Raw genomic sequence first — 20727 nt, forward strand, 5'->3', positions numbered from 1 at the left:
CAATATGAAGATTCTGACGGTTTGCAGCACTGGACTGGGGTCGAGCTTCATCACCCAGCTCAACATTGACAAGGCTTTGAAAGAGCTTGGTGTGACCGGTGTCGAGACCGACCATAGCGATTTGGGCTCGGTCAACAAGGGCGATGCCGATCTTATTTTTGTCGGGCGTGATATCGCTGATGCTGCCAAGGATCTGGGAGACGTGGTTGTCCTGAACAGCCTGATCGATATGAATGAGATCAAAGAAAAGCTGGCCGAGGCCCTGAAGCGTCACGGTGTGGATGTTTCTCAAGGAGGGCAGACGGCATGAACGGTGCATTAAAGGTCCTTTTGGACATTTTCCGACAGCCTTCCGTTATTGTCGCGCTGATCTCCCTGATCGGCCTGGCCCTGCAGCGCAAGTCTGCCACGGACGTCATGAAAGGAACCATACGGACGTTCGTAGGCTTCCTGGTTCTGGCCGCCGGTGCAGGCGTGGTGACCAACGCATTGACTCCCTTTGGGGATATGTTCCAACACGCCTTCCACGTCCAGGGCGTCGTCCCTAACAACGAGGCCATCGTCGGCACGGTCCTAGTTAAGTACGGCTCTGTTGCCGCACTCATCTTCTTCTTTGGAATGATTGTCAATGTCCTTCTTTCGGCAACATCATATTTCAAATATGTCTACTTGTCAGGGCATGTGGCCTTCTATATGGCCACGATGATCACTGTCATCTTCGTAGCGGCCGGATTCTCCACTTGGCAGACCCTGCTTTGGGGCTCAATCGCTCAGGGTCTGGTTGTGACCCTTTCGCCCGCAGTCGTGCAACCTTTCATGAAGAAGGTCACTGGTACCGATGATGTGGCCCTGGGTCACACCGGCGGCTCAGGTATCGCCCTGGGCGGTCTGGTGGCCATGCTCACCCGCAGCAAGAAGCATCCCTCTAAATCGACTGAGGATATCAACTTCCCCAAGAATCTGGGCTTCTTGCGCGATACAACCGTTATCGTCGCTCTGTCCATGGCCGTGATCTATGTCATCGTGGCGCTCTTCGCCGGTCCCGGCTATATCGAGAGCAAGCTCAGCGACGGACAGAACTTCATCGTCTATGTGGTCTTGCAGGCGGCTACTTTCTCTGCCGGCGTCTATATCATCCTGGCAGGTGTTCGTGTGGTTTTGGGCGAGATCGTTCCTGCCTTCAAGGGCATCAGTGAGCACCTGGTCAAGAACGCCAAGCCTGCACTGGATGTCCCTGTCACTTTCACCTTTGCCCCCAACGCCGTTCTGATTGGGTTCCTGTCCAGCTTCGTCGGCGGCATCGTGGGCATGGCCATCATGGCCTTGGCTGGCACCACTGTCATCATCCCCGGTGTCGTGGCCCACTTCATGACCGGCGGCGCTACAGGCGTGATCGGCAATGGCGCGGGCGGTCGGCGCGGAGCCATTCTCGGTTCCTTTGTCAATGGCCTGGCCATAACCTTCCTGCCGCTCCTGCTTCTGCCAGTGCTGGGTTCTGTGGGCAAGGGCGCCGCCACATACTCGGATGCCGATTTCGGCGTGGCCGGCATCTTCCTAGGCTACCTCAACAAGGCTGGCGGCCAGATTGCGATCATCGCGGGAATCATTGTCGTGCTGATCCTGGTCTATGTGGTTTCCTACTTCATGAACAAGCGCAAGAAGGCTATTGCTGCTGCAGCTGACTCGGCTGACAAGGCTGAAGCCGTCGCCTGAATCTGAAGCCCCTGTCTCATCTATGAAGATGACAGGGGCGACGATGGGAAGGGTCATGGGACTAGCGGACTTTTCAATATCAGTTCCATGACCTATCCGTTGCTGGACAATATTTCAGTTTGGCCCCTGTGCAAGGCAGAGACAAGGGGCTTCTGCAATCATTGAACGAAGCAAGTCTCGATTGGCACAGGCCGCGGGATTTCGATTCATGAAAGCAAGGAAATATCAGGTGGGTCGGTTTTGCAATGGTAGATGGAATTCCCAAGTATGTGTCCGTGCGAGACCATTTGCGCGGAAGCGTCAAACGGATGAAAGAAGGGGCGCAGCTACCTACTGAGTCCCAACTTTGCGCACGGTACAAGGTCAGTCGGATCACGGTTCGCCATGCCATCGAAGATCTGATTCGTGAGGGGCTGATCGTTCGTAGCCAGGGCAAGGGAACCTTCAAGCTGAAGTCGCCCACTTCCTCCCGCGAGGTGATCAACGGCCGCATCAGAGGCTTCTGGCGTCAGCAGCATGACCTGGGCAGAACGGTCAAGACCCGAGTGCTGGGCAACAGGATTGTCAAGAAAGCCGATATTGCATCAAAGCTGGGTCTGGAGGCTGAAGCGGACCTGATCGAGCTGGAGCGGTTGCGCTATGTCAATGGCAACCTACAGCAATATGTCTGCACCTACCTGCCGGATGCAGAGTTTCCGGAGATACTTGAGCATGATTTCTCCGACGGATCCCTCTATGACTTCATCGAAGGACGATACGACGTCAGGCTCGCCAGGAACGAGGTCGTGGTCCGCATCGAGAATGTCGATTCACGGATAGCCGGGTACTTTCACGTGGACAAGGGTCGGCCCGTGCTGGCTATGGATTCCACCGTCTTCGACGGATTCGGCTCGGTGGTGGCATTCGGCGTGGCTCTTCAACCGCCGGCATATTCCGAAATAGAGTTCGTCATCAACAGCGTGCCGGACTCCAGGTAACATTCCCGCTCAGGAAGGTCGGTGGTGGCCTCTGGCGATGACTGTGAATGTTTCCCGCCCCTTGGACAGTCCTTCATGGCGGTATTCGGGAATTGCGGTCTAGTTCCCGTGGCAGGGTGCGCCTGAATGGGATCCACTGTCTGTGTGTCATGCTTGTCCTGCTTGAATGGTTCGCCCCGCCATGGATATGATTGACCATATATGCCCGATTCCTCGCAAAGAGTGCATCGGAGATGGGAAGGCAGGTACGACCATGGGGCGTCTTCAAGGCAGGAAAGAGCGCGAGCCGTTTGTGCTTGAGCATGCCAGTATTGCGACCGGCGATGAACAAGGCACGGTCCAGAAGGATATGTCTGTTCTGGTTTCCGCGGACGGCCGGATAGAACAGGTCTGCCCGACCCCGCTGGCCTATGTGCCTTCCGGATATCACCGGATCAACGCTACGGGCAAGTTTGTGGCACCTGGACTCATCAATGCCCATACCCATCTTTTTGCCGACGGCAAGCCCCTGTCCGGCGGTACTGACCTGTCGCCGCGCGTGGTCGACGCTGCTTTGAAAGTGGTGCACAGCCCCGCCGGCAGAGTGCTTATGGATGCCAGGATCAAAGGCAACGTCTCCACCCTGTTGAACTCGGGCGTGACGACCATTCGTACCTTGGGCGATGTGGGCTATGAGGCGGTTCGTCTGCGCGACAAGATTGATGCCGACGAGCTGACCGGCCCGCGCATGCTGGCTGCCGGCCCGCTCCTGGCAATTCCTGGAGGTCATGGCGATCCCTTCATCGCTCTGTCCTGCTCCTCTCCCGAAGAGGCCAGGCGTCGGACCAGGGAGAACCTGGACCATGGGGTCAATGCCATCAAGGTGGCTGCGACAGGCGGCGTGACCGATGCCACCAAGCTTGGCGAGGCCGGTAGCCCGCAGATGACCGAGGAGGAAATGGCCGCTGTCTGCGATGAGGCCCATGAGTTTGGTGTGCTCGTCGCAGCACACGCTCAGAGCCCCGAGGGGGTCAAGGCCGCTCTCAAGGCGGGAGTGGATACCATCGAGCACGGCAGCGCTCTGGATGACGAGATGATTGGGCTCTTCCTTGACAATCCGCGCTCGCTTCGCGGCTTCTCGGCCTTGGACCCCACCCTGTCCGCCGGGCTGCCTCTGGTCAAGATCAGCCAGCAGGAGCTGGGGATCAGCGATATAGTACGCGGCAATTCCGAACTGGTGGTCGACGGTATGGTCAAGAGCGCCAAGCAGGCTCATGAGAACGGCATTGCCGTCGGCGTTGGCACCGACACCGGCATGACCTTCGTGCCTCAGTACGGCACTTGGCGGGAACTCGACTATCTGGTGCGGTATGCCGATTTCACCCCGGCGCAGGCCTTCCACGCTGCCACCCAGGTCAATGCCCGCAACCTGGGCTTCGACAATGTTACTGGCTCGGTCGATACGGGCAAGGATGCGGATCTGATCGTCCTCGACGAGGATCCTGCCAAGAATGTGCGGACCCTGGCTGATCCCAAGCTGGTCATCGTTCGTGGCAAGCCGGTCTGGCGTCCTAAGGTCAAGCACTTCGAGGAGATCGACCGTCTGCTCGACAGCTTCTGAGCATTTGCCTGGGGCCATTCAAAGGCATGCAATAGTTTGGCTGACTGATGGCTCCTCAATGACCTGGTGGTATGCAAGCATGTCGGTATGCACAAGGGAGAACCGAGAGTGAGCCAGGCCGGTCAGGCCAAGGTCGTAGGAAGGTTGGCGCCTTCGCCGACTGGGCGGATGCATCTGGGCAATATCTATGCATGTCTGGCGGCCTGGCTGGGTGTCAGGTCGCAAGGGTCTGGCGGGGTACTGCGGCTTCGCATTGAAGACATAGATACGCCGCGGGTGGTCAAGGACGCTGACCGTTGGATCATGGATGACCTGGCCTGGCTGGGATTGGACTGGGATGGCGAGGTGGTCTACCAGTCCCAGCGCGCCGATGCTTACCATCAGGCATTGAAATTACTGGAATCGTCGCAATTAATTGGCGGGCAGTCCCTGATTTACCCCTGCTTCTGCTCCCGTGCCGACATCCGCGCGGCATCGGCGCCGAATGAAGGCGACGGGTTCATTGTCTATCCGGGTACCTGCCGAGGACTTTCCCCCCAGGTGGTCAGTGAAAGGCTGGCTCAAGGGCAGCGGCACAGCCTCCGAATCGCAGTCCCTGATCAGCCCGACGAGTCGGATGCCATCTGTTGCTTCGACGATCTGATCTTTGGCCCGCAGTCCTTCAATTTGTCCAGGCAGGTCGGCGATGTGGTCGTCAGACGTTCGGACGGCTTGGTTTCCTACCAGCTGGCGGTGACGGTGGATGACCTGGCCATGGGGGTCAATCAGATTGTGCGAGGAAGGGACCTGCTCAGGTCCACAGCCATCCAGGTGTGGATCAGGTACCACCTGCAGCCGCAGGCTCCTCGTGTTCAGTACGCTCATTTGCCGCTGATTGATGGCGTAGACGGCAGACGGATGTCCAAGCGTTTCGGATCGCCGGATCTGGGGTCGCTCAGAAAAAATGGTTGGTCGGCCAGGCAAGTGCTGGGGGTTTGTGGCTGGCTCCTGGGACTCTTGGAACGGCCCAGACCTGCCAGCGCGCAGGAACTGCTCGATGGTTTCACGTGGAACACACTGGCCGCTGACCGCAGGGACCGACAGCTGGATCTGAGCGAGCTGAACGTTTCTGACCTAAAGCCGAGTCTGTAGGTTTTCGATCCCGGCTCACCAGTCTTTCCGGTATGAGCCACTGGCTACCATGGCCTCAGTCAAGGCTTCCGGATTTTTAAGGAGGTAGCGGGTCATGGTCGCCTATATGGACCACAAGGATCTGGGCAATCGGCAGGTTAGCCAGGAACGAGCCCGGCAGATTGCGGATGGTGTCAAGCGCGTGGCTGACAGGATCGCCAAAGCGGAGGACTCCGCTGGTCGAAAAGAAGGCTCGGTGACACTGCTGGCGGCCACCAAGACCCGCGATGTGGGCGAGATCATGGCAGCCATTGATGCCGGGGTGCGTCGAATCGGTGAGAACCGTCCCCAGGAGGTCACCGCCAAGGCCCAGGGATTGTTGGAGCTCTGTCGGGACAAGGGACTGGCCCTTGGCACCGATGCTGCGGATAACGATTCACCCAGCGTGGGCTTCCATCTGATCGGGCAGCTCCAATCAAACAAGATCAATAAGATCCTGCCATATGTCGACACGGTCGAGTCGGTCGACGGGCCATCGCTGGCTCGAAAGCTGGCCACGCGGGCACTGGCGTCGGGCAGAACTGTGGGCATCCTCCTGGAGGTCAACGAGTCCGGCGAGCAGGCCAAGTCGGGCTGCGCTCCCGACCAGGCCCTGGATCTGGCCTATGAGCTGGCCGCTATGGAGGGAATCCGGCTCAAGGGCCTGATGACTGTCGGTGCACATGTGGACGACGAGGCCGTCATCAGGAGCGGATTCGCCCATCTGCGCGGTCTGCGCGACCGCATCAGGGATTCGGGGGAGCCGGGCACCGACGCCTGCACCATGCTGTCCATGGGAATGACTGGAGACATGGAGTATGCGGTGGCTGAAGGGTCGACCGAGGTCCGTGTAGGCACGGCCATCTTTGGTCCGCGGGCTTTTATCTGACCAGCTACTGTCTGTTTCGGAACCCGATCCTGTCAAGAGGCTCCGCCTGGGGCTAGACTGTGCCCTATGAGAATCGCGCGTTTTTCCTACAAGGACACCCCACGATACGCCTTTGTCCAAACTGACAAGCAGGACGGCAAGGACTACCTGGTCGAGCTGAGCGGCTACCCCCTGACCGGCCAGCAGGTCGAGCCCACCGGCAAGCGCTACCCCCTGGACGACGAGGATGTGCGGCTGCTGGCTCCGGTCATCCCTTCCAAGATTTACGGGGCAGCCAAGAACTACCGCGCCCACGCCGCCTACATGGCCGAGCATGGTCAGTCCCCGAACCCGGAGCCTCCGGAAAAGCTCATGCTCTTCATGAAGCCTTCCACCTCGGTCATCGGCCCTGACGATCCCATCGTCAAGCCTTCCTACAGTAAGGACATGAACTACGTGCCCGAGGTTGCCGTCGTTATCGGCAGGATGGCCCGGAAGGTGAGCGTCAACGAGGCCATGGACCATGTGCTGGGCTATACCTGCGTCAACGACGTGACCCTGCGCGATCTGCAGAAGAACGACCCCATGTGGACCCGCTGCAAGGGCTTTGACACCGCCTGCCCGCTTGGGCCTTGGATCGAGACCGACCTGGACTATCGGGATGCGAAGATCTCCTTCAAGCTCAACGGAGAAGAGGTGCCCGGGGCCAGCGGCACCACCGCCAACCTGATCCATTCCATTCCTGAGCAGATCGCTTTCATCTCCAGCTTTGCCACCCTGCTGCCCGGCGATGTCATCATGACCGGTACCCCTAACGCCACAGGTTCGTTGAAAAACCGCGACGAGGCCACGGTCCAGGTGGAGGGAATCGGCTACCTGCGCAATGTGGTCATCGACGAGTAGCCAAAAACAGTAAAACACGCAAGGTAAAAACTTGAGTCGTTTAGGCTCAAGTTTGGGAATAGGTATCCTCATTTCGCTGTTGTAGAAGACAGATGAACCCGTGACGGGGCCCGGTCGAGTGATTCGGCTAGCCCCGCCGAAGAATGTTGGAGGATGCTCTATGAACGAAAACTTCACCACCATGGCTCAGCAGGCCATCGGCGATGCTATCCAGTCGGCCTCGGCGGCTGGCAACCCCCAGGTGGATGTGCTCCATTTGTTGGATTCGCTGCTGCGTCAGCAGTCCGGGGTGGTGCCTGGACTGATCCAGGCGGCCGGTGGCGACAGCCAACGAGTCGGAGCCGAGGTCCGTCAGGCCCTGGTGGCTCTGCCGTCGGCCAGCGGATCCACGGCCTCCCAGCCCGATGCCAGTCGTCAGCTCAGCATGGCCCTGGCCCAGGCGGAGAAGGAAATGCAGGCCATGGGGGACGAGTACGTCTCTACCGAGCATCTGCTCATTGCCATCGCTCAGGGTCCCTCGCAGGCCGCCGATATTCTGAATCGGAACGGTCTGCAGGCCGATACCCTGCGCAAGGCCGTGCCCCAGGTGCGCGGCGGCGCCAAGGTGACCAGCCCGGATGCCGAGGGTACCTACAAGGCCCTGGAGAAGTACTCCACCGATCTGACTGCCCAGGCCAAGGAGGGCAAGCTGGACCCGGTCATCGGCAGGGACCAGGAGATTCGTCGTGTCATGCAGATCCTGTCCCGGCGGACCAAGAACAACCCCGTCCTTATCGGCGAGCCCGGTGTGGGCAAGACCGCTGTGGTCGAGGGTCTGGCCGAGCGCATCGTGGCCGGTGACGTACCTACCACCCTGCAGGGCAAGAGGCTGATCTCCCTGGATCTGAGTTCCATGGTGGCTGGCAGCAAGTACCGGGGCGAATTCGAGGAGCGCCTCAAGGCCGTCCTCAATGAGATCAAGAGCGCCAACGGTCAGGTCATCACCTTCATCGATGAGATCCACACCATCGTCGGGGCTGGTGCTGCCGAGGGATCCATGGATGCGGGCAACATGCTCAAGCCCATGCTGGCCAGGGGTGAACTGCGCCTGATTGGCGCCACCACCCTGGACGAGTACCGTGAGAACATCGAGAAGGACCCGGCTCTGGAGCGCCGCTTCCAGCAGGTCTTCGTGGGTGAGCCCTCCGTGGAGGATACCGTGGCCATCCTGCGTGGCCTCAAGCAGCGTTACGAGGCCCACCACAAGGTGACCATCGGGGATGATGCCCTGGTCGCGGCAGCTACGCTGTCCAACCGGTACATCTCTGGTCGTCAGCTGCCGGACAAGGCCATCGACCTGGTTGACGAGGCCGCTGCCCACCTGCGGATGGAGCTGGACTCTCAGCCTGAGGAGATCGACGAGCTTCAACGTCGTGTCACCCGTCTGGAGATGGAGGAGATGCAGCTGAAGAAGGCCGATGACCCGGCCTCCAAGGACCGTCTGAGCAAGCTGCAGGCCGAGCTGGCGGACTCCCGCGAGAAGCTGGGGGGTCTCAAGGCCCGTTGGGAGAATGAGAAGGCTGGCCATAACAAGGTCGGCGACCTGCGCGCCCAGCTGGATGCCAAGAGGGTCGAAGCTGACAAGGCCACCCGTGAGGGCGACCTGGAGAAGGCTTCCCGCATCCTCTATGGAGAGATCCCCGGCATTCGCAAGCAGCTGGCCCAGGCGGAGAACGCGGCCGAGCAGGCCAAGAATACCGCCAACGATGCGGGTCCCGATGGGGCTGACATCGCCGGCGGTCCGGCGCAGGAGCCCATGGTTCCCGACCATGTTGATGCGGATTCCGTGGCGGAGATCGTCTCTGACTGGACTGGGATTCCCGTAGGACGGCTCATGGAGGGCGAGAACGAGAAGCTCCTGCATATGGAGGACTACCTGGGCAAGCGGGTGGTCGGCCAGCAGGAGGCCATCCATGCGGTATCCGACGCGGTCCGGCGCTCGCGTGCCGGCATCGCCGACCCTGACAGGCCTACCGGATCCTTCATGTTCCTGGGCCCCACTGGAGTAGGCAAGACGGAGCTGGCCAAGGCCCTGGCCGACTTCCTCTTCGACGACGAGAAGGCCATGGTCCGCATCGATATGTCAGAGTACATGGAGAAGGCCTCGGTCTCTCGTCTGATCGGCGCTGCCCCCGGCTACGTGGGCTATGAGGAGGGTGGTCAGCTGACCGAGGCCGTGCGTAGGCGGCCCTACTCGGTGGTCCTCTTCGACGAGGTGGAGAAGGCCAACCCTGAGGTCTTCGACCTGCTCCTGCAGGTTTTGGACGACGGCAGGCTGACCGATGGCCAGGGCAGGACGGTGGACTTCAAGAACACCATCCTGATCATGACCTCCAACCTGGGCTCGCAGTTCCTGGTTCGGGACGACCTGGACGAGGAGGGCAAGCGCAAGGCGGTCATGGATGCCGTGCACGCCAACTTCAAGCCTGAGTTCATCAACCGGCTGGACGATCTGGTCATCTTCCATCCGCTGACCCGCGACGAGCTGGGTTCCATTGTGAACATCCAGGTCAAGCAGGTGGCCCAGCGGCTGACCGACCGGCGCATCACCCTTGATGTCACCGACTCTGCTAGGGAGTGGCTGGCCAACATGGGCTATGACCCGGCCTTCGGCGCTCGTCCCTTGCGTCGGCTGGTGCAGACCGAGGTGGGCGATCAGCTGGCCAGGATGCTGCTGGCTGGCAAGGTTCACGACGGCGACACGGTTCTGGTGGACCAGACCGGCGGCGACCACCTGGAGCTGACCGCCTGGCCCACCGAGAATCTGGTGGACGACTCGGTCACGGTCGACGATGTGACGGCTGATGGCGATGCCGATGCTGATGCCGGCGATGGCGGACGCGATGGTGGCCGTGGCCGTCATGCCGCTCGTGGCGACGATCAGGATGAGGCCCAGTCTCGCTGAGATCAATTAGGGTCGGCACCGGGGATAATCCCCGGTGCCGACCCTTTTGGTATATCGCCTACTGTGCTCTATGGGGATTCAGTCCATGGCGGCCGCCGGATCCTGGCCCTCTTGCATGGATTCCCACTGGCTGTCGACGATGACCTGGGGTCGCCGTGCCGCGACCGTCGGAAGTTGGTCCGTGTCGATCAGGGCGAGGCGCAGCCAGCGGCGGCGCAGGTGCCGCAGCCGGTGTAGACGACGAACGTTGAGCATGGCCAGAATGGTGGACAGGGCCCCTGTCACTGCCGCGATCATGGGGTTGAGCATCCAGCCAAGGAAAGGTTGGCAAATTCCGGTGGCAACGACCAGGGCGATGATGTTGTAGACAGTGGACCAGGTCAGGTTCTGCCTGATGACCTGGGTTGTGGCCCGGCTCAGTTCTATGGCCCTGCCGGTTCCGTCCAGATCGCCCTGGTGCAGGATGAGATCCGGTTGCATCGGGTCTGTACCGTCCGCATCTGCCTGAAGCTGGGGACCCAGAGCGATGCTTACTCGGGCCTTGTCTGTCAGCTCATGATCGGCGGTTGTCGCAGCTGCCAAAGCCACTAGTCTGGTTCGGCCCTGTTCCCCGGTGGAGGTGGCGTTTTGTCCAGTCCGATCCGCCGGAACGCCCCTGCTGGTCCGGGTCAGATCGTGGTTGAGTCTATCCATGCATTCGCGTTTGCGCTCGGGTGTCAGCTGGGTGATCAACATGTCCACGCCAGCCTGACGGGCTGCACGCTCAATCCTGTCGTCCGGCTGGCGGCTTCCATCCAGGATCAGGCTGCTTACCCGCAGGGCGCGTAGATGGGTGGCGGTTCGGGTCAGGGATTCCGTATGCACCCCTTGGCCCTCCGAGTCGTCGGGGTCCAGTAGAGAGGAGTCGTCCAGAATCAGGGTCCGCACCCGGCCCAGGCGGTTCATGGCTCGTGGCGAGGTGAAGAGCAGGCCGTGGGCCAGGCCCGTCTCCAGACTGGTTCGGAAGGCCATGGGGATGGTCATGGCTGCGACAGCAGGGCAGGCGATGGTCAGCACGCAGACGGCATTGCCTACAGCATGGGCCAGGTGGGGCTGCGGACCCAGCATGAGCCAGAGCATGAAGGCCCAGACAGCCAGGATCATGATCATGGCGATGGCTGTGTGGACGATCCGATCCATCCTGCGCATGTCCGGGGATCGCTCGACCAGGGCCTGGGGGATGATCTTCGCGAGCCTGGCTGCGTAGGTGTTGTCGCCGACAGCATCAGCGCGAATGGACAGTCGGCCCTCCAGAATCATGCTGGAGGCCAGGATCCGGTCGCCGGGCCCGCATGGCCGGGGTCTGTCACCGCCTGTCAGCTCGCTGTCGTCCACCAGGGCCGACCCTGATTCCACAACTCCGTCAGCAGCGGGCCGCTCACCTGTGCGTACCAGGAGCAGATCGCCTGGGCGGATCCGGTCACGTGCAAGGATCTGGGCGGGGATGGATTGCGGATGTTCCGGATCGGCTACCAGGCCTGAGGCTGGCCGTATCTCCGTCAGGTGGTTCAACGAGGCCACCAAGGAGGCTTCCATTCTGGTGCCGATGACCCGAGCCAGCAAGAGGAGGGTGATGACCACGCCGATCAGATCGAAGTAGGGGGATCGGGAGCCTTCCGGCAGCTGGGATCCGGCTAGGCAGGTGACCAGGCTGTACAGGTAGGCCAGGCTTGTGGCCAGCATGGCCAGGAGGTCGGGGCTGCAGCGGTGCTCGGTCATGGCCTTCCAGCCGTCCGTGAGTATTCCACGGCCGCAGTAGAAGAAGACTGGAGTTATCAGAATAGCCTGCACCCAGGGGCTGGTCAGCCAAGAGGGTAGCAAATCGGGGCCGAAACGATCGAACAGATCCAGAACCAGGACGGGCGCGGTGAGCAGGGCGCTGACGATGGTCGGCCTGATCAGACGATGACCGCGGGAGTCCAGATCGGCCCCCCACCTGCCCCAATCCTCGGGATCGCGCCAAGCACGGTTGGCTGGGGAGCCCGTGCCTGCATCCTGGCCATGGACATGAGCCGACGGCATAAGGAAGTACCAGATGATCAGCCAGGTGACCGCACAGGCCACGACCAGATCGGCTATCGCCAGGAAGATATCGATACCCACGGATCTCCTTCGGTCTTGCTCCAACCCCTTGATATTTCCTATTCTGCCCGTCGTCGGGGCCTGGCACTGGTTTCAAGGCCGATTCCTTGCGGAAAAAACGAATTTTCGGACTACCGTCGACAGCCTGCCGGGCCGGCACGACCTTGGGGTCCAGCCTTGGGGGTTTACTAGAACATATGTTCGATTCTACGTCATCAGTGGTCATGGTGGTGTTTCTCCTGCTGATCGGTATGGTCCTGGGAGGGTTGGCCGGGTATGCCCTGGGTCGTACCCAGGGCCGCAGGGCCGTCGGCATGGGGTCTGATAGCCAGGTGGATGAGCTGCGCTCGCAGCTGGATCAGGCCCAGGACCGGCTCCATGGATCCGAGGCGGCCTTGGTGGAGGCTCGGACCAAGGTGGATGGCCTGAACCGCGAACTCTCCTTTGTCAAATCCCAGCTGGCCCAGGCCCAGCAGGCCGAGCAGATCAGAATCGAGCAGGAGCGTCGCCGTGCCCAGGCTCAGGAGGAGGAGAAACGGCGCAGGCAGGCTCAGAATCTGGAGGAGGAGAGCAAGGTGCTCTCGGCCTTGGCTCCGGTACAGAAGAACCTGGATGCCCTCCAGCACAAGGTGGCCCAGATCGAGGAGGGCCGCAAACAGGAGATGGGTTCTCTGGGACAGCAGCTGAAGAGTCTGGGTGAGCAGCAGGGGAGACTGGACAAGGAGACCAGCTCCCTGGCTTCGGCCCTGCGCAACAACAAGGTGCGCGGCGCTTGGGGCGAGGCTCAGCTCAGGAATATCGTCGAGTCGGCGGGGCTCTTGGAACATGTGGATTTCGACACCCAGGTGGTGGTCACTGCCTCGGATGGACGTGTCCTGCGTCCTGACATGGTGGTTCACCTGCCTGGCGGCAAGACCATCCCCATTGATGCTAAGGCCCCCTATTCCGACTACCAGCGGGCCTGCGAGATCCCCGACACCGCTTCGGATGACGAGCTGCACCGCCGGGACGAACTGCTCAAGGCGCATGCCCGGGCCCTGCGCGAGCATGTCAAGGCCCTGGCCGACAAGGAGTACTGGAACGCCTTCGAAACGGCCCCGGACTTCGTGGTGGCCTTCATCCCCAACGATTCCCTTCTGCAGGCCGCCCTGGAGGTGGACCCCACCCTGATGGACGATGCCTTTGCGCAGAAGGTGGCCCTGACCTCGCCGGTGACCCTCTGGGCTGTGCTCAAGTCGGTGGCCTACGCCTGGCAGCAGCAGAACCTGTCCGAGGACGCCCGCACCCTCTTCACGCTCACCCACGAGCTCTATGACCGCTTTGTGGTTCTGGGCGATCGGGCCAACAAACTGGGGCGCTCCATCACTGCCACGGTGACTGCCTACAACAAGTTCGCCTCCTCCTTGGAGTCGCGGGTTCTGGTCACCGCCCGCAAGCTGCAGCAGATGGATCCTGCCAAGGTCATCGATTCGGTCGATATGATCGATTCGGACAAGGGCAACATCAGAGAGCTGACGGCTCCGGAGGTTCTTTCCGACCAAGGGCAGTGAGTATCGCTTAGGGGCCTCCGGCGCTAATCTGATAAGCATGAACGAGGCAACGAAGAGACAAGAGGGTTCATCCTTCAGGCCCACTGGGTCGCCGGATCTGATTGGGCGCGAATCCGGAACAAACCTGCCTGAGCCTGTCGACCAGCTCCGTGCGCTCCTTGCCCAGGAGATCGGCGGGCGTCCCTTCACCGAGCTCAGCGGGGTCACCTTTCACCACCGCGGGGCCGAACTGGCCGGGCATGTTCTTCTGGACACCCTGGAAGATGCAGGATATTCGGTCGACGACTTCGATGCGGTCGGGGCGCTTACCGCTGCTGCTGTGCCACTGGCTGATGCCATGCTTCATGCAGCGGCCTCGCGCGGGCAGGATTTGGACGCCTTCGTCATGGACTTCGTCTACCCCTCCATCAAAGGCCCGTCCATCAAGGGCAGGCGCGTCATCCTGCTGGATGCTTGGCTGGGCAGGAAATCCTACGTGCAGACTTCATCCCTGGTCACCTTGGGCAAGAACAACGAGCTCAATCTTGACTGCGGGATCATCCAGCGCCAGGGCGCGGAGACGCTGGCCATCGCTTCGCTGGTGGGCGGCCGGACAGGCGGCAGCATTCAGGTGGTCGATCCGGTGGACGGATCCCGGCAACGGCTGCCTTTCATCTGTGCCTACCAGGAGGATCAATTCGTCGGTGCGGCCGACGATTCCCCGGAGCGATCATGAGGGAGCCTGATCCAGTGACCCGAGCGGCCATGGCCTCAGATGAGCCGGTCTTCCGGCAGGTGGGGGTCGGCCCCTGGCAGGAAGAGCATCCTGAGCAGCCCATGCCGACTGACCCGCGCTATGACCGCGCACTGCTGGATCAAGGGGATCGCCGCAACGTCCTGGACCGATACCGCTACTGGAAGGTCGAGGCCATCCGGGATGACCTGGATCGCCGGGGTCGTCATGAGTTTGAGGTGGCTGTGGAGAACTGGACCCACGACTTCAATATCGGCTCCATGGTCCGCACAGCCAATGCCTTCGCCGCCAGCCGCGTCCATATCGTCGGACCTCACAAATGGAACCGCAAGGGCTCGCTGATGACCGAGCTCTACCAGCACGTGGTCCACGACCCCGACATAGCAACCATGGCGACCGCTCTGCGAGAAGAAACAGCCAGGCAGGGGGAGTCCATGCCCCGTATGATCGCCATCGACAACGTCCCCGGGGCCGTACCCATGGAGACCTACCGCTTTCCCAGTCGCTGCCTGCTCATGTTCGGCGCTGAGGGGCCAGGGCTGTCCGAGAAGGCCTTGGAGTTGGCGGACGATGTAGTTTACATCTCCCAGTTCGGATCGGTGCGCTCCATCAACGCCGGGGCTGCGGCTGCCGTAGCCATGCACTCCTGGATCTGTCAGCATGCGGAGGTGGCAGGTCCATGATCGTCATCGACTCGCTGACCAAGCGCTACGGCTCCCACAAGGTACTGAACCGTGTCTCCTTCACGGCCAGGGACGGTCGGGTGACTGGGCTTGTGGGGCCCAAAGGCGCTGGTAAGTCGACTGCTCTGCGCATCGCTCTGGGGCTGGTTCGCCCTGATGCAGGCAGGGCCCTGTTCGATGGCCATCCCTTCGTCCGGCTCTCATCGCCCATGCGGACGGCGGGGGCAGTATTGAATCCAAGCGAGGCCCGTTCTGCCTGCAAGGCCAGGGATCACCTGTTGGCCTTGGCCGCGGTCAATAGCATTGATCACCGTCGGGTGGATCAGGTACTGGAGATGGTTGGCCTGCAATCGGTCGCCGACAGGCCGATGGGCTCCCTTTCTCTGGGGATGAGTCAGCGGCTGGCCCTGGCTGCAGCCCTTCTGGGCGACCCCCACAATCTGGTTCTGGATTCGAAGGGAACCGAGCGGATGAGGGGCATCTGGCGCAGTCTTGCCTCACAGGGCCGGGCAGTCCTCCTAAGCTCCCGTAAGATTGACGAGGTAGCTCAAATCGCTGACGATCTGGTCATCATCGCCAAAGGACGGATCCTAGAGAGAACGACCGTGGCCCAGTTCATCGGCGAGCACTCCCGTGACTCCATTTATGCGGTGACGCCACAGCCTGACCAATTAAAGGCCGCCCTGGCCACGGCTGCCGGAATCAGCATCACCCGTCTGCCCCCGGACAAGCACTGTCCTCCCGATGCCGCCCGCTTCCGCATCCAGGGTGCGCCCCTGGCTTCCACAGCCTCGATTCTGGCCCAGGAGGGTGTGGTGCTCTACGAGTTTCAGCAGGAGGAAGTGTCCCTGGAACAGGCCTACAAGGGCGTCATTCACGGAGGAAGGGATGCGCGGCAGCGTGATCCGGAGGCACGGCCATGAGTGCCGACAACGGTCGCCGAGCCCGTCGGAGCCGGCGAGAGGTAGCCGCAGAGCCTGATTACGCAACTCCACGGCATGGTTCCGACTTCACTCGGCTGCGTCGAACCTCGGGGCTGCCCTTCCTGGATTCGCGTCGTCCATCCGGTCAGTTGACCCTTTCCGGGGCGGTCCGAGGGGAGCTGCGCAAGATGTTCTCCCTGCAATCGACTTGGGTCCTGCTGCTGATCATCACGTTGCTGCAGCCGTTGAGCACCGGCCTGATGGCTCGTGCGACCAGGGTCTTGGCTGGCCTGGACCGGCAGATCGATGACTTCCCAGCCCATCTCGTGTTTGCCTCCGGTGACGTTTTCTGGCTGGCCGTTGCTTCCGGCCTGTTTCCGGCCATGATCATGGCGGGCATTCTGGGGGTTCTGGTCCTTACACGCGAGTTTTCTGGCGACACCATTGAGAGCACGCTGATGGCCAACCCTCGTCGAGGCATGGTCCTGATGGCCAAGGGTCTTGCCTTGACATTGCTGACTTGGTTGGCGGCACAGGTGGGCCTGCTGATCAGCTGGATCCTGGCAACCCTGCTTCTGCCAGGCAAATCCGGCGCCTTGCCCGCCTACCAGCCTGGGCTTGCGCTGATTGATCTGCTGGGCGGCCCGCTCCTGCTGGTCCTCTTTGCCTTGATGGGCCTGGGTCTGGGAGCCTTGAGTCGATCCAAGGCCGGCGGGATCGGCTTGTTCTTGGGGCTGACTGTGGTCCTGCCGCTGATTCTGTACCTTCTGCGGGGTTTAATCCCTCATGCCGGCTGGCTGCAGACCCTCTTCAGGCTGACCCCCGCCAGTCTGCTGGGCACCTTCCTCTCAGGTCTGGGCTGGGCGCCAGAAGCAGGCATCGGATGGTGGCCGACCTGGTGGCAGGCGGGCCTGATTCTGACGGTCTGGACAGCCCTGTGCTGTGCTCTGGGAACCCTGGTCTTCCGGCGTGCAGACATCGTTTGACCCTGTCTTCTGCGTGTCATAGAGCACCCATATGATAAGTGGTATGCCAACTTTTACACGTGAAGAGATCAAGCACTTGGGCGATCTGGCCCGAATCGCCTTGACCGATCAGGAGGCCGACCGCCTCAAGGGCGAGCTCAATGTGATCGCCGATTCCATCACCAAGGTCCAGGAGGTGGCCGGCGATGATGTGCCGCCCACTGCCAATCCCATTCCTCTGGAAGCCTACCTGCGCCCCGATGAGGCTGAAGAGCCGCTGACCCAGGAGGCTGCCCTTTCGGGGGCCCCGGTCACCGAGTCGGGCATGTTTGTGGCCCCGCGCATTCTGGGTGAGGAGTGAGACGATGAGCGCACAGGAAGAATTGGTCAAGCATTCCGCCTCCGATATGGCCGCGCAGCTGCGATCTGGGCAGGTCTCCAGCCGTGAACTGGTTCAGGCCCATCTGGATGTGATCGAGGCCGCCGAACCCAGCATTGATGCATTCCTGCAGGTCAGCGCCGATCAGGCCCTGGAGCAGGCCGACGCCTTCGATCAGCGTCTGGCTCATGAAGGCGCCGAGGGGCTGCCGGAACTGGCCGGCGTGCCCATTGCCATCAAGGACATGATCGTCACCGAGGGCATCCCCACTACGGCCGCATCCAAGATCCTTGAGGGATGGGTGCCGCCTTACGATGCCACCGTCATCAAGAAGCTCAAGGCTGCAGGGATGCCCATTCTGGGCAAGACCAACTTGGACGAGTTCGCTCAGGGATCCTCCACTGAACACTCAGCCTTCAAAACCACACACAACCCCTGGGACACCGAGCGGGTTCCGGGCGGTTCAGGCGGCGGCTCGGCCTCGGCTGTCGGTGCCTTTGAGGCTCCGCTGGCCTTGGGCACCGACACCGGTGGATCCATTCGCCAGCCCGGATCCCTGACCGGCACCGTAGGCGTCAAACCCACCTACGGCGGCGTCTCCAGGTTCGGGGCCATCGCCATGGCTTCCTCCCTGGATCAGATCGGTCCGGTTTCCCGGTCCGTGCTGGATGCGGCCCTGTTGCAGGAGGTCATCGGCGGCTACGACCGCCGGGACTCCACATCCATTCCCAAGCCGGTTCCCCCTCTGGCCCAGGCTGCTCGTCAGGGCCAGAAGCGCGATCTGAAGGGTCTCAAGGTGGGTCTGGTCAAGGAGCTGGGCGGCGAGGGCTACCAGCCCGGCGTCGAGGCCCGCTTCAACGAGGCCGTTTCGTTGCTGGAGTCCATGGGCGCCGAGGTGGTCCAGGTCTCCTGCCCGCACTTCCCCTACGCGCTGGCCGCCTACTACATCATCATGCCCTCCGAGGTCTCCTCCAACCTGGCCCGTTACGACGGCATGCGCTACGGCCTGCGGGTCATGCCCCCCGAGGGCGTGCCCCAGACGGCTGCCAATATGATGGCTGCCACCCGTGAAGCCGGGTTCGGCGACGAAGTCAAGCGCAGGATCATCCTGGGCATCTACGCCCTGTCCGCCGGCTACTACGACGCCTGGTACGGCTCGGCTCAGAAGGTCCGCACCCTGGTCATCCGCGACTTCGAGAAGGCCTTCGAACAGGCCGACGTCCTGGTTTCTCCCACATCGCCGACCACGGCCTTCCGTTTCGGCGAGAAGATGGACGACCCGCTGGCCATGTATCTGAACGATGTGGCCACCATTCCGGCCAACCTGGCCGGCACTCCAGCCATGTCGATTCCTGCCGGGCTTAGCGACGACGGATTACCTGTCGGCTTCCAGTTCTTCGCCCCCCAGATGCGCGACGAGGTCATGTACCGGCCTGCCGCCGCTCTTGAGGCAGCCCTGGAGGAGCAGTGGGGCGGGCCCATCTCCAAGAAGCTGTCCACCCCCTGGCTGGATGGCCTGGCTCAGGATTCGACCAAGTAGGCATCGGAAGGAAACGGAATCATAATGGCTGAAAAACTGATGAAGTACGCCGATGCCGTGGCCAAGTACGACCCGGTGTTCGGCCTGGAGGTCCACGTCGAGCTCTGCACCAACACCAAGCTCTTCTGCCCGGCCCATATCGAGTTCGGCGGCGAGCCCAACACCCAGCTGACCCCGGTCTCCCTGGGTCTGCCCGGCAGCCTGCCCGTAGTCAACAAGACCGCCATCGACTATGCGGTCAAGCTCGGCCTGGCCCTGCACTGCAAGGTCAACGAGTGGAGCCAGTTCGCCCGGAAGAACTACTTCTACCCGGACATGCCCCGCGACTATCAGATCTCCCAGTATGACAAGCCCCTGAATGGCGAGGGCTACCTGGACGTGGAGCTGGACGACGGGAGCATTTTCCGTGTGCCCATCGAGCGGGCCCATGTGGAGGATGATGCCGGCAAGAACACCCACGTGGGCGGTGCCGACGGCCGCATCGAAGGCGCCGACCACTCCCTGGTGGACTACAACCGTGCCGGCGTGCCCCTGGTCGAGATCGTGACCAAGCCCATCGAGGGCGCCGGGGCACGCACCCCAGAGGTGGCCGGGGCCTACGTTCGGGCCATCCGCGACATCGTCCGGGCCCTGGGCATCTCCCACGCCCGGATGGAGCAGGGCAACATGCGCGCTGACGTCAACGTCTCCCTGCACGCCGGGCCGGACGCCCCTCTGGGAACCCGGTCGGAGACCAAGAATGTCAACACTTTCAAGGGCATCGAGAAGACGCTGACCTACGAGATCCGCCGTCAGGCCGCCCTGCTGGAGTCCGGCGGGGAGGTGCTGCAGGAGACCCGCCACTGGGATGAGTCCACGCAGACCACCGCCGGCGGCCGGGTCAAGACCGATGCCAACGATTACCGGTACTTCCCTGACCCTGACCTGGTCATGGTCCATGTGACCAAGGACCATATCGAGGAGCTCAAGGCCCAGATGCCTGAGATGCCGCGTGAGCGCCGCGCCCGTCTCAAGAAGGAGTGGGACTTCACCGACCGTCAGATGCAGGACGCAGTCAACGCCGACGCCGTGGATCTGATCGAGGACACGGTCAAGGCCGGCGCTACGGCTGCCGGAGCCCGCAAGTGGTGGCTGGGCGAGATCTCCCGCGAGGCCAACACCCGTGGGGTCAGCCTGCAGGAACTGCCCATCTCGGCTCAGGATGTCGCCGATGTGGAGCAGCTGATTGCTGACGGCAAGCTCAACGACAAGCTGGCCAAGCAGACCGTCTCCGGCGTGTTGGCAGGAGAAGGCAAGCCCGCCGAGGTTGTCAAGAAGCACGGGTACCAGGTGGTTTCGGATGACGGGGCTCTGGACGCAGCCGTCGATCAGGCCCTCAAGGACAACCCGGACATCGTGGCCAAGCTCAAGGGCGGCAATATGAAGCCCATGGGCGCTATTATCGGAGCGGTCATGCGGGCCACCAAAGGTCAGGCCGATGCCAAGGCAGTCAGCAAGATCGTCATGGAGCGCATCGCTAAGTCCTGATCAGGCCCGGTCCGCCGACCTGATTCCATCGGGTTCAGACCGGCGGACCTGCCCGGCTTCTCATGGTTTTCCCAGGGGCGAGGGATTACAATTGATTGCCATCGCAAGGTGGCGACCATGGAGGTGACGTGATGTCTATGAGCGGCAGGGAC

General features: G+C 61.8%; 17 protein-coding genes. 16 read left to right on the forward strand and 1 reads right to left on the reverse strand.

From position 1 onward, the window contains the following. Positions 1-4: 4 nt before the first annotated feature. The 8 genes from FPK30_RS01040 (at position 5) to clpB (ending at position 10154) form a co-directional block, all read left to right on the forward strand. Entirely contained in the window at positions 5-310 is a 306-nt protein-coding gene (locus tag FPK30_RS01040; protein WP_101432953.1) for a PTS sugar transporter subunit IIB, read from the forward strand. Next, a complete protein-coding gene (locus FPK30_RS01045) occupies positions 307-1713 on the forward strand; it encodes a PTS ascorbate transporter subunit IIC (protein WP_101432952.1) in 1407 nt (468 codons plus the stop codon). The genes FPK30_RS01040 and FPK30_RS01045 overlap by 4 nt, the downstream gene beginning before the upstream one ends. 245 nt (positions 1714-1958) lie before the next feature. Then, positions 1959-2690: a GntR family transcriptional regulator gene (locus tag FPK30_RS01050; RefSeq protein WP_144084945.1), complete on the forward strand. Its 732-nt coding sequence runs from the start codon at positions 1959-1961 to the stop codon at positions 2688-2690. Positions 2691-2943: 253 nt separating this feature from the next. Beyond that, entirely contained in the window at positions 2944-4290 is a 1347-nt protein-coding gene (locus tag FPK30_RS01055) for a metal-dependent hydrolase family protein (RefSeq protein WP_045924921.1), read from the forward strand. Between the two features lie 87 nt (positions 4291-4377). After that, positions 4378-5421, forward strand: a complete 1044-nt coding sequence (gene gluQRS, locus FPK30_RS01060; RefSeq protein WP_186279313.1) for a tRNA glutamyl-Q(34) synthetase GluQRS — start codon at positions 4378-4380, stop codon at positions 5419-5421. 94 nt (positions 5422-5515) lie between these two features. Then, entirely contained in the window at positions 5516-6328 is an 813-nt protein-coding gene (locus tag FPK30_RS01065; RefSeq protein WP_144084946.1) for a YggS family pyridoxal phosphate-dependent enzyme, read from the forward strand. Between the two features lie 66 nt (positions 6329-6394). Next, positions 6395-7210 carry a fumarylacetoacetate hydrolase family protein gene (locus tag FPK30_RS01070; RefSeq protein ID WP_144084947.1) on the forward strand — a complete coding sequence of 272 codons (816 nt, stop codon included), beginning with the start codon at positions 6395-6397 and terminating at the stop codon, positions 7208-7210. A 160-nt stretch (positions 7211-7370) separates the two neighbouring features. Next, positions 7371-10154 (forward strand): ATP-dependent chaperone ClpB, encoded by a 2784-nt coding sequence (gene clpB, locus FPK30_RS01075; protein ID WP_144084948.1) that lies wholly within the window; start codon positions 7371-7373, stop codon positions 10152-10154. Between the two features lie 78 nt (positions 10155-10232). Here clpB and FPK30_RS01080 read toward each other — a convergent pair whose 3' ends face one another. Further along, complete coding sequence (locus tag FPK30_RS01080; protein WP_144084949.1) at positions 10233-12296, reverse strand: P-type ATPase actuator domain-containing protein; 2064 nt, start codon at positions 12294-12296, stop codon at positions 10233-10235. A gap of 176 nt (positions 12297-12472) precedes the next feature. Here FPK30_RS01080 and FPK30_RS01085 point away from each other — a divergent pair, with 176 nt between their 5' ends. From FPK30_RS01085 to gatB, 8 genes are read left to right on the forward strand one after another with little or no spacing between them, the layout of a single operon-like run. Then, on the forward strand, positions 12473-13825 hold the full coding sequence (locus FPK30_RS01085) for a DNA recombination protein RmuC (RefSeq protein WP_144084950.1): 1353 nt from the start codon (positions 12473-12475) through the stop codon (positions 13823-13825). Between the two features lie 37 nt (positions 13826-13862). Beyond that, on the forward strand, positions 13863-14540 hold the full coding sequence (locus tag FPK30_RS01090) for a type I phosphoribosyltransferase (RefSeq protein WP_232341844.1): 678 nt from the start codon (positions 13863-13865) through the stop codon (positions 14538-14540). After that, complete coding sequence (locus tag FPK30_RS01095) at positions 14537-15241, forward strand: TrmH family RNA methyltransferase (RefSeq protein WP_144084951.1); 705 nt, start codon at positions 14537-14539, stop codon at positions 15239-15241. Before FPK30_RS01090 ends, FPK30_RS01095 begins: the two co-directional genes overlap by 4 nt. Continuing rightward, on the forward strand, positions 15238-16164 hold the full coding sequence (locus tag FPK30_RS01100) for an ATP-binding cassette domain-containing protein (protein ID WP_144084952.1): 927 nt from the start codon (positions 15238-15240) through the stop codon (positions 16162-16164). Before FPK30_RS01095 ends, FPK30_RS01100 begins: the two co-directional genes overlap by 4 nt. After that, entirely contained in the window at positions 16161-17150 is a 990-nt protein-coding gene (locus FPK30_RS01105) for an ABC transporter permease subunit (protein WP_144084953.1), read from the forward strand. The genes FPK30_RS01100 and FPK30_RS01105 overlap by 4 nt, the downstream gene beginning before the upstream one ends. 43 nt (positions 17151-17193) lie before the next feature. Continuing rightward, entirely contained in the window at positions 17194-17490 is a 297-nt protein-coding gene (gene gatC, locus FPK30_RS01110; RefSeq protein WP_015022515.1) for an Asp-tRNA(Asn)/Glu-tRNA(Gln) amidotransferase subunit GatC, read from the forward strand. Between the two features lie 4 nt (positions 17491-17494). Continuing rightward, positions 17495-19048, forward strand: coding sequence for an Asp-tRNA(Asn)/Glu-tRNA(Gln) amidotransferase subunit GatA (gene gatA, locus FPK30_RS01115; RefSeq protein ID WP_144084954.1), 1554 nt, complete (start codon positions 17495-17497; stop codon positions 19046-19048). 24 nt (positions 19049-19072) lie between these two features. Further along, on the forward strand, positions 19073-20575 hold the full coding sequence (gene gatB / locus FPK30_RS01120; RefSeq protein ID WP_144084955.1) for an Asp-tRNA(Asn)/Glu-tRNA(Gln) amidotransferase subunit GatB: 1503 nt from the start codon (positions 19073-19075) through the stop codon (positions 20573-20575). The last annotated feature ends 152 nt before the right edge of the window (positions 20576-20727 follow it).

The sequence above is a fragment of the Bifidobacterium apousia genome (genome assembly GCF_007559275.1).
Classification (GTDB): domain Bacteria; phylum Actinomycetota; class Actinomycetes; order Actinomycetales; family Bifidobacteriaceae; genus Bombiscardovia; species Bombiscardovia apousia.

What these genes read in the sequence shown, in the direction of transcription:
- FPK30_RS01040 (WP_101432953.1), top strand. Translation starts at nt 5, where the DNA reads ATGAAGATTCTGACGGTTTGCAGCACTGGACTGGGGTCGAGCTTCATC.
- FPK30_RS01045 (WP_101432952.1), top strand. Translation starts at nt 307, where the DNA reads ATGAACGGTGCATTAAAGGTCCTTTTGGACATTTTCCGACAGCCTTCC.
- FPK30_RS01050 (WP_144084945.1), top strand. Translation starts at nt 1,959, where the DNA reads ATGGTAGATGGAATTCCCAAGTATGTGTCCGTGCGAGACCATTTGCGC.
- FPK30_RS01055 (WP_045924921.1), top strand. Translation starts at nt 2,944, where the DNA reads ATGGGGCGTCTTCAAGGCAGGAAAGAGCGCGAGCCGTTTGTGCTTGAG.
- gluQRS (WP_186279313.1), top strand. Translation starts at nt 4,378, where the DNA reads ATGCACAAGGGAGAACCGAGAGTGAGCCAGGCCGGTCAGGCCAAGGTC.
- FPK30_RS01065 (WP_144084946.1), top strand. Translation starts at nt 5,516, where the DNA reads ATGGTCGCCTATATGGACCACAAGGATCTGGGCAATCGGCAGGTTAGC.
- FPK30_RS01070 (WP_144084947.1), top strand. Translation starts at nt 6,395, where the DNA reads ATGAGAATCGCGCGTTTTTCCTACAAGGACACCCCACGATACGCCTTT.
- clpB (WP_144084948.1), top strand. Translation starts at nt 7,371, where the DNA reads ATGAACGAAAACTTCACCACCATGGCTCAGCAGGCCATCGGCGATGCT.
- FPK30_RS01085 (WP_144084950.1), top strand. Translation starts at nt 12,473, where the DNA reads ATGTTCGATTCTACGTCATCAGTGGTCATGGTGGTGTTTCTCCTGCTG.
- FPK30_RS01090 (WP_232341844.1), top strand. Translation starts at nt 13,863, where the DNA reads ATGAACGAGGCAACGAAGAGACAAGAGGGTTCATCCTTCAGGCCCACT.
- FPK30_RS01095 (WP_144084951.1), top strand. Translation starts at nt 14,537, where the DNA reads ATGAGGGAGCCTGATCCAGTGACCCGAGCGGCCATGGCCTCAGATGAG.
- FPK30_RS01100 (WP_144084952.1), top strand. Translation starts at nt 15,238, where the DNA reads ATGATCGTCATCGACTCGCTGACCAAGCGCTACGGCTCCCACAAGGTA.
- FPK30_RS01105 (WP_144084953.1), top strand. Translation starts at nt 16,161, where the DNA reads ATGAGTGCCGACAACGGTCGCCGAGCCCGTCGGAGCCGGCGAGAGGTA.
- gatC (WP_015022515.1), top strand. Translation starts at nt 17,194, where the DNA reads ATGCCAACTTTTACACGTGAAGAGATCAAGCACTTGGGCGATCTGGCC.
- gatA (WP_144084954.1), top strand. Translation starts at nt 17,495, where the DNA reads ATGAGCGCACAGGAAGAATTGGTCAAGCATTCCGCCTCCGATATGGCC.
- gatB (WP_144084955.1), top strand. Translation starts at nt 19,073, where the DNA reads ATGGCTGAAAAACTGATGAAGTACGCCGATGCCGTGGCCAAGTACGAC.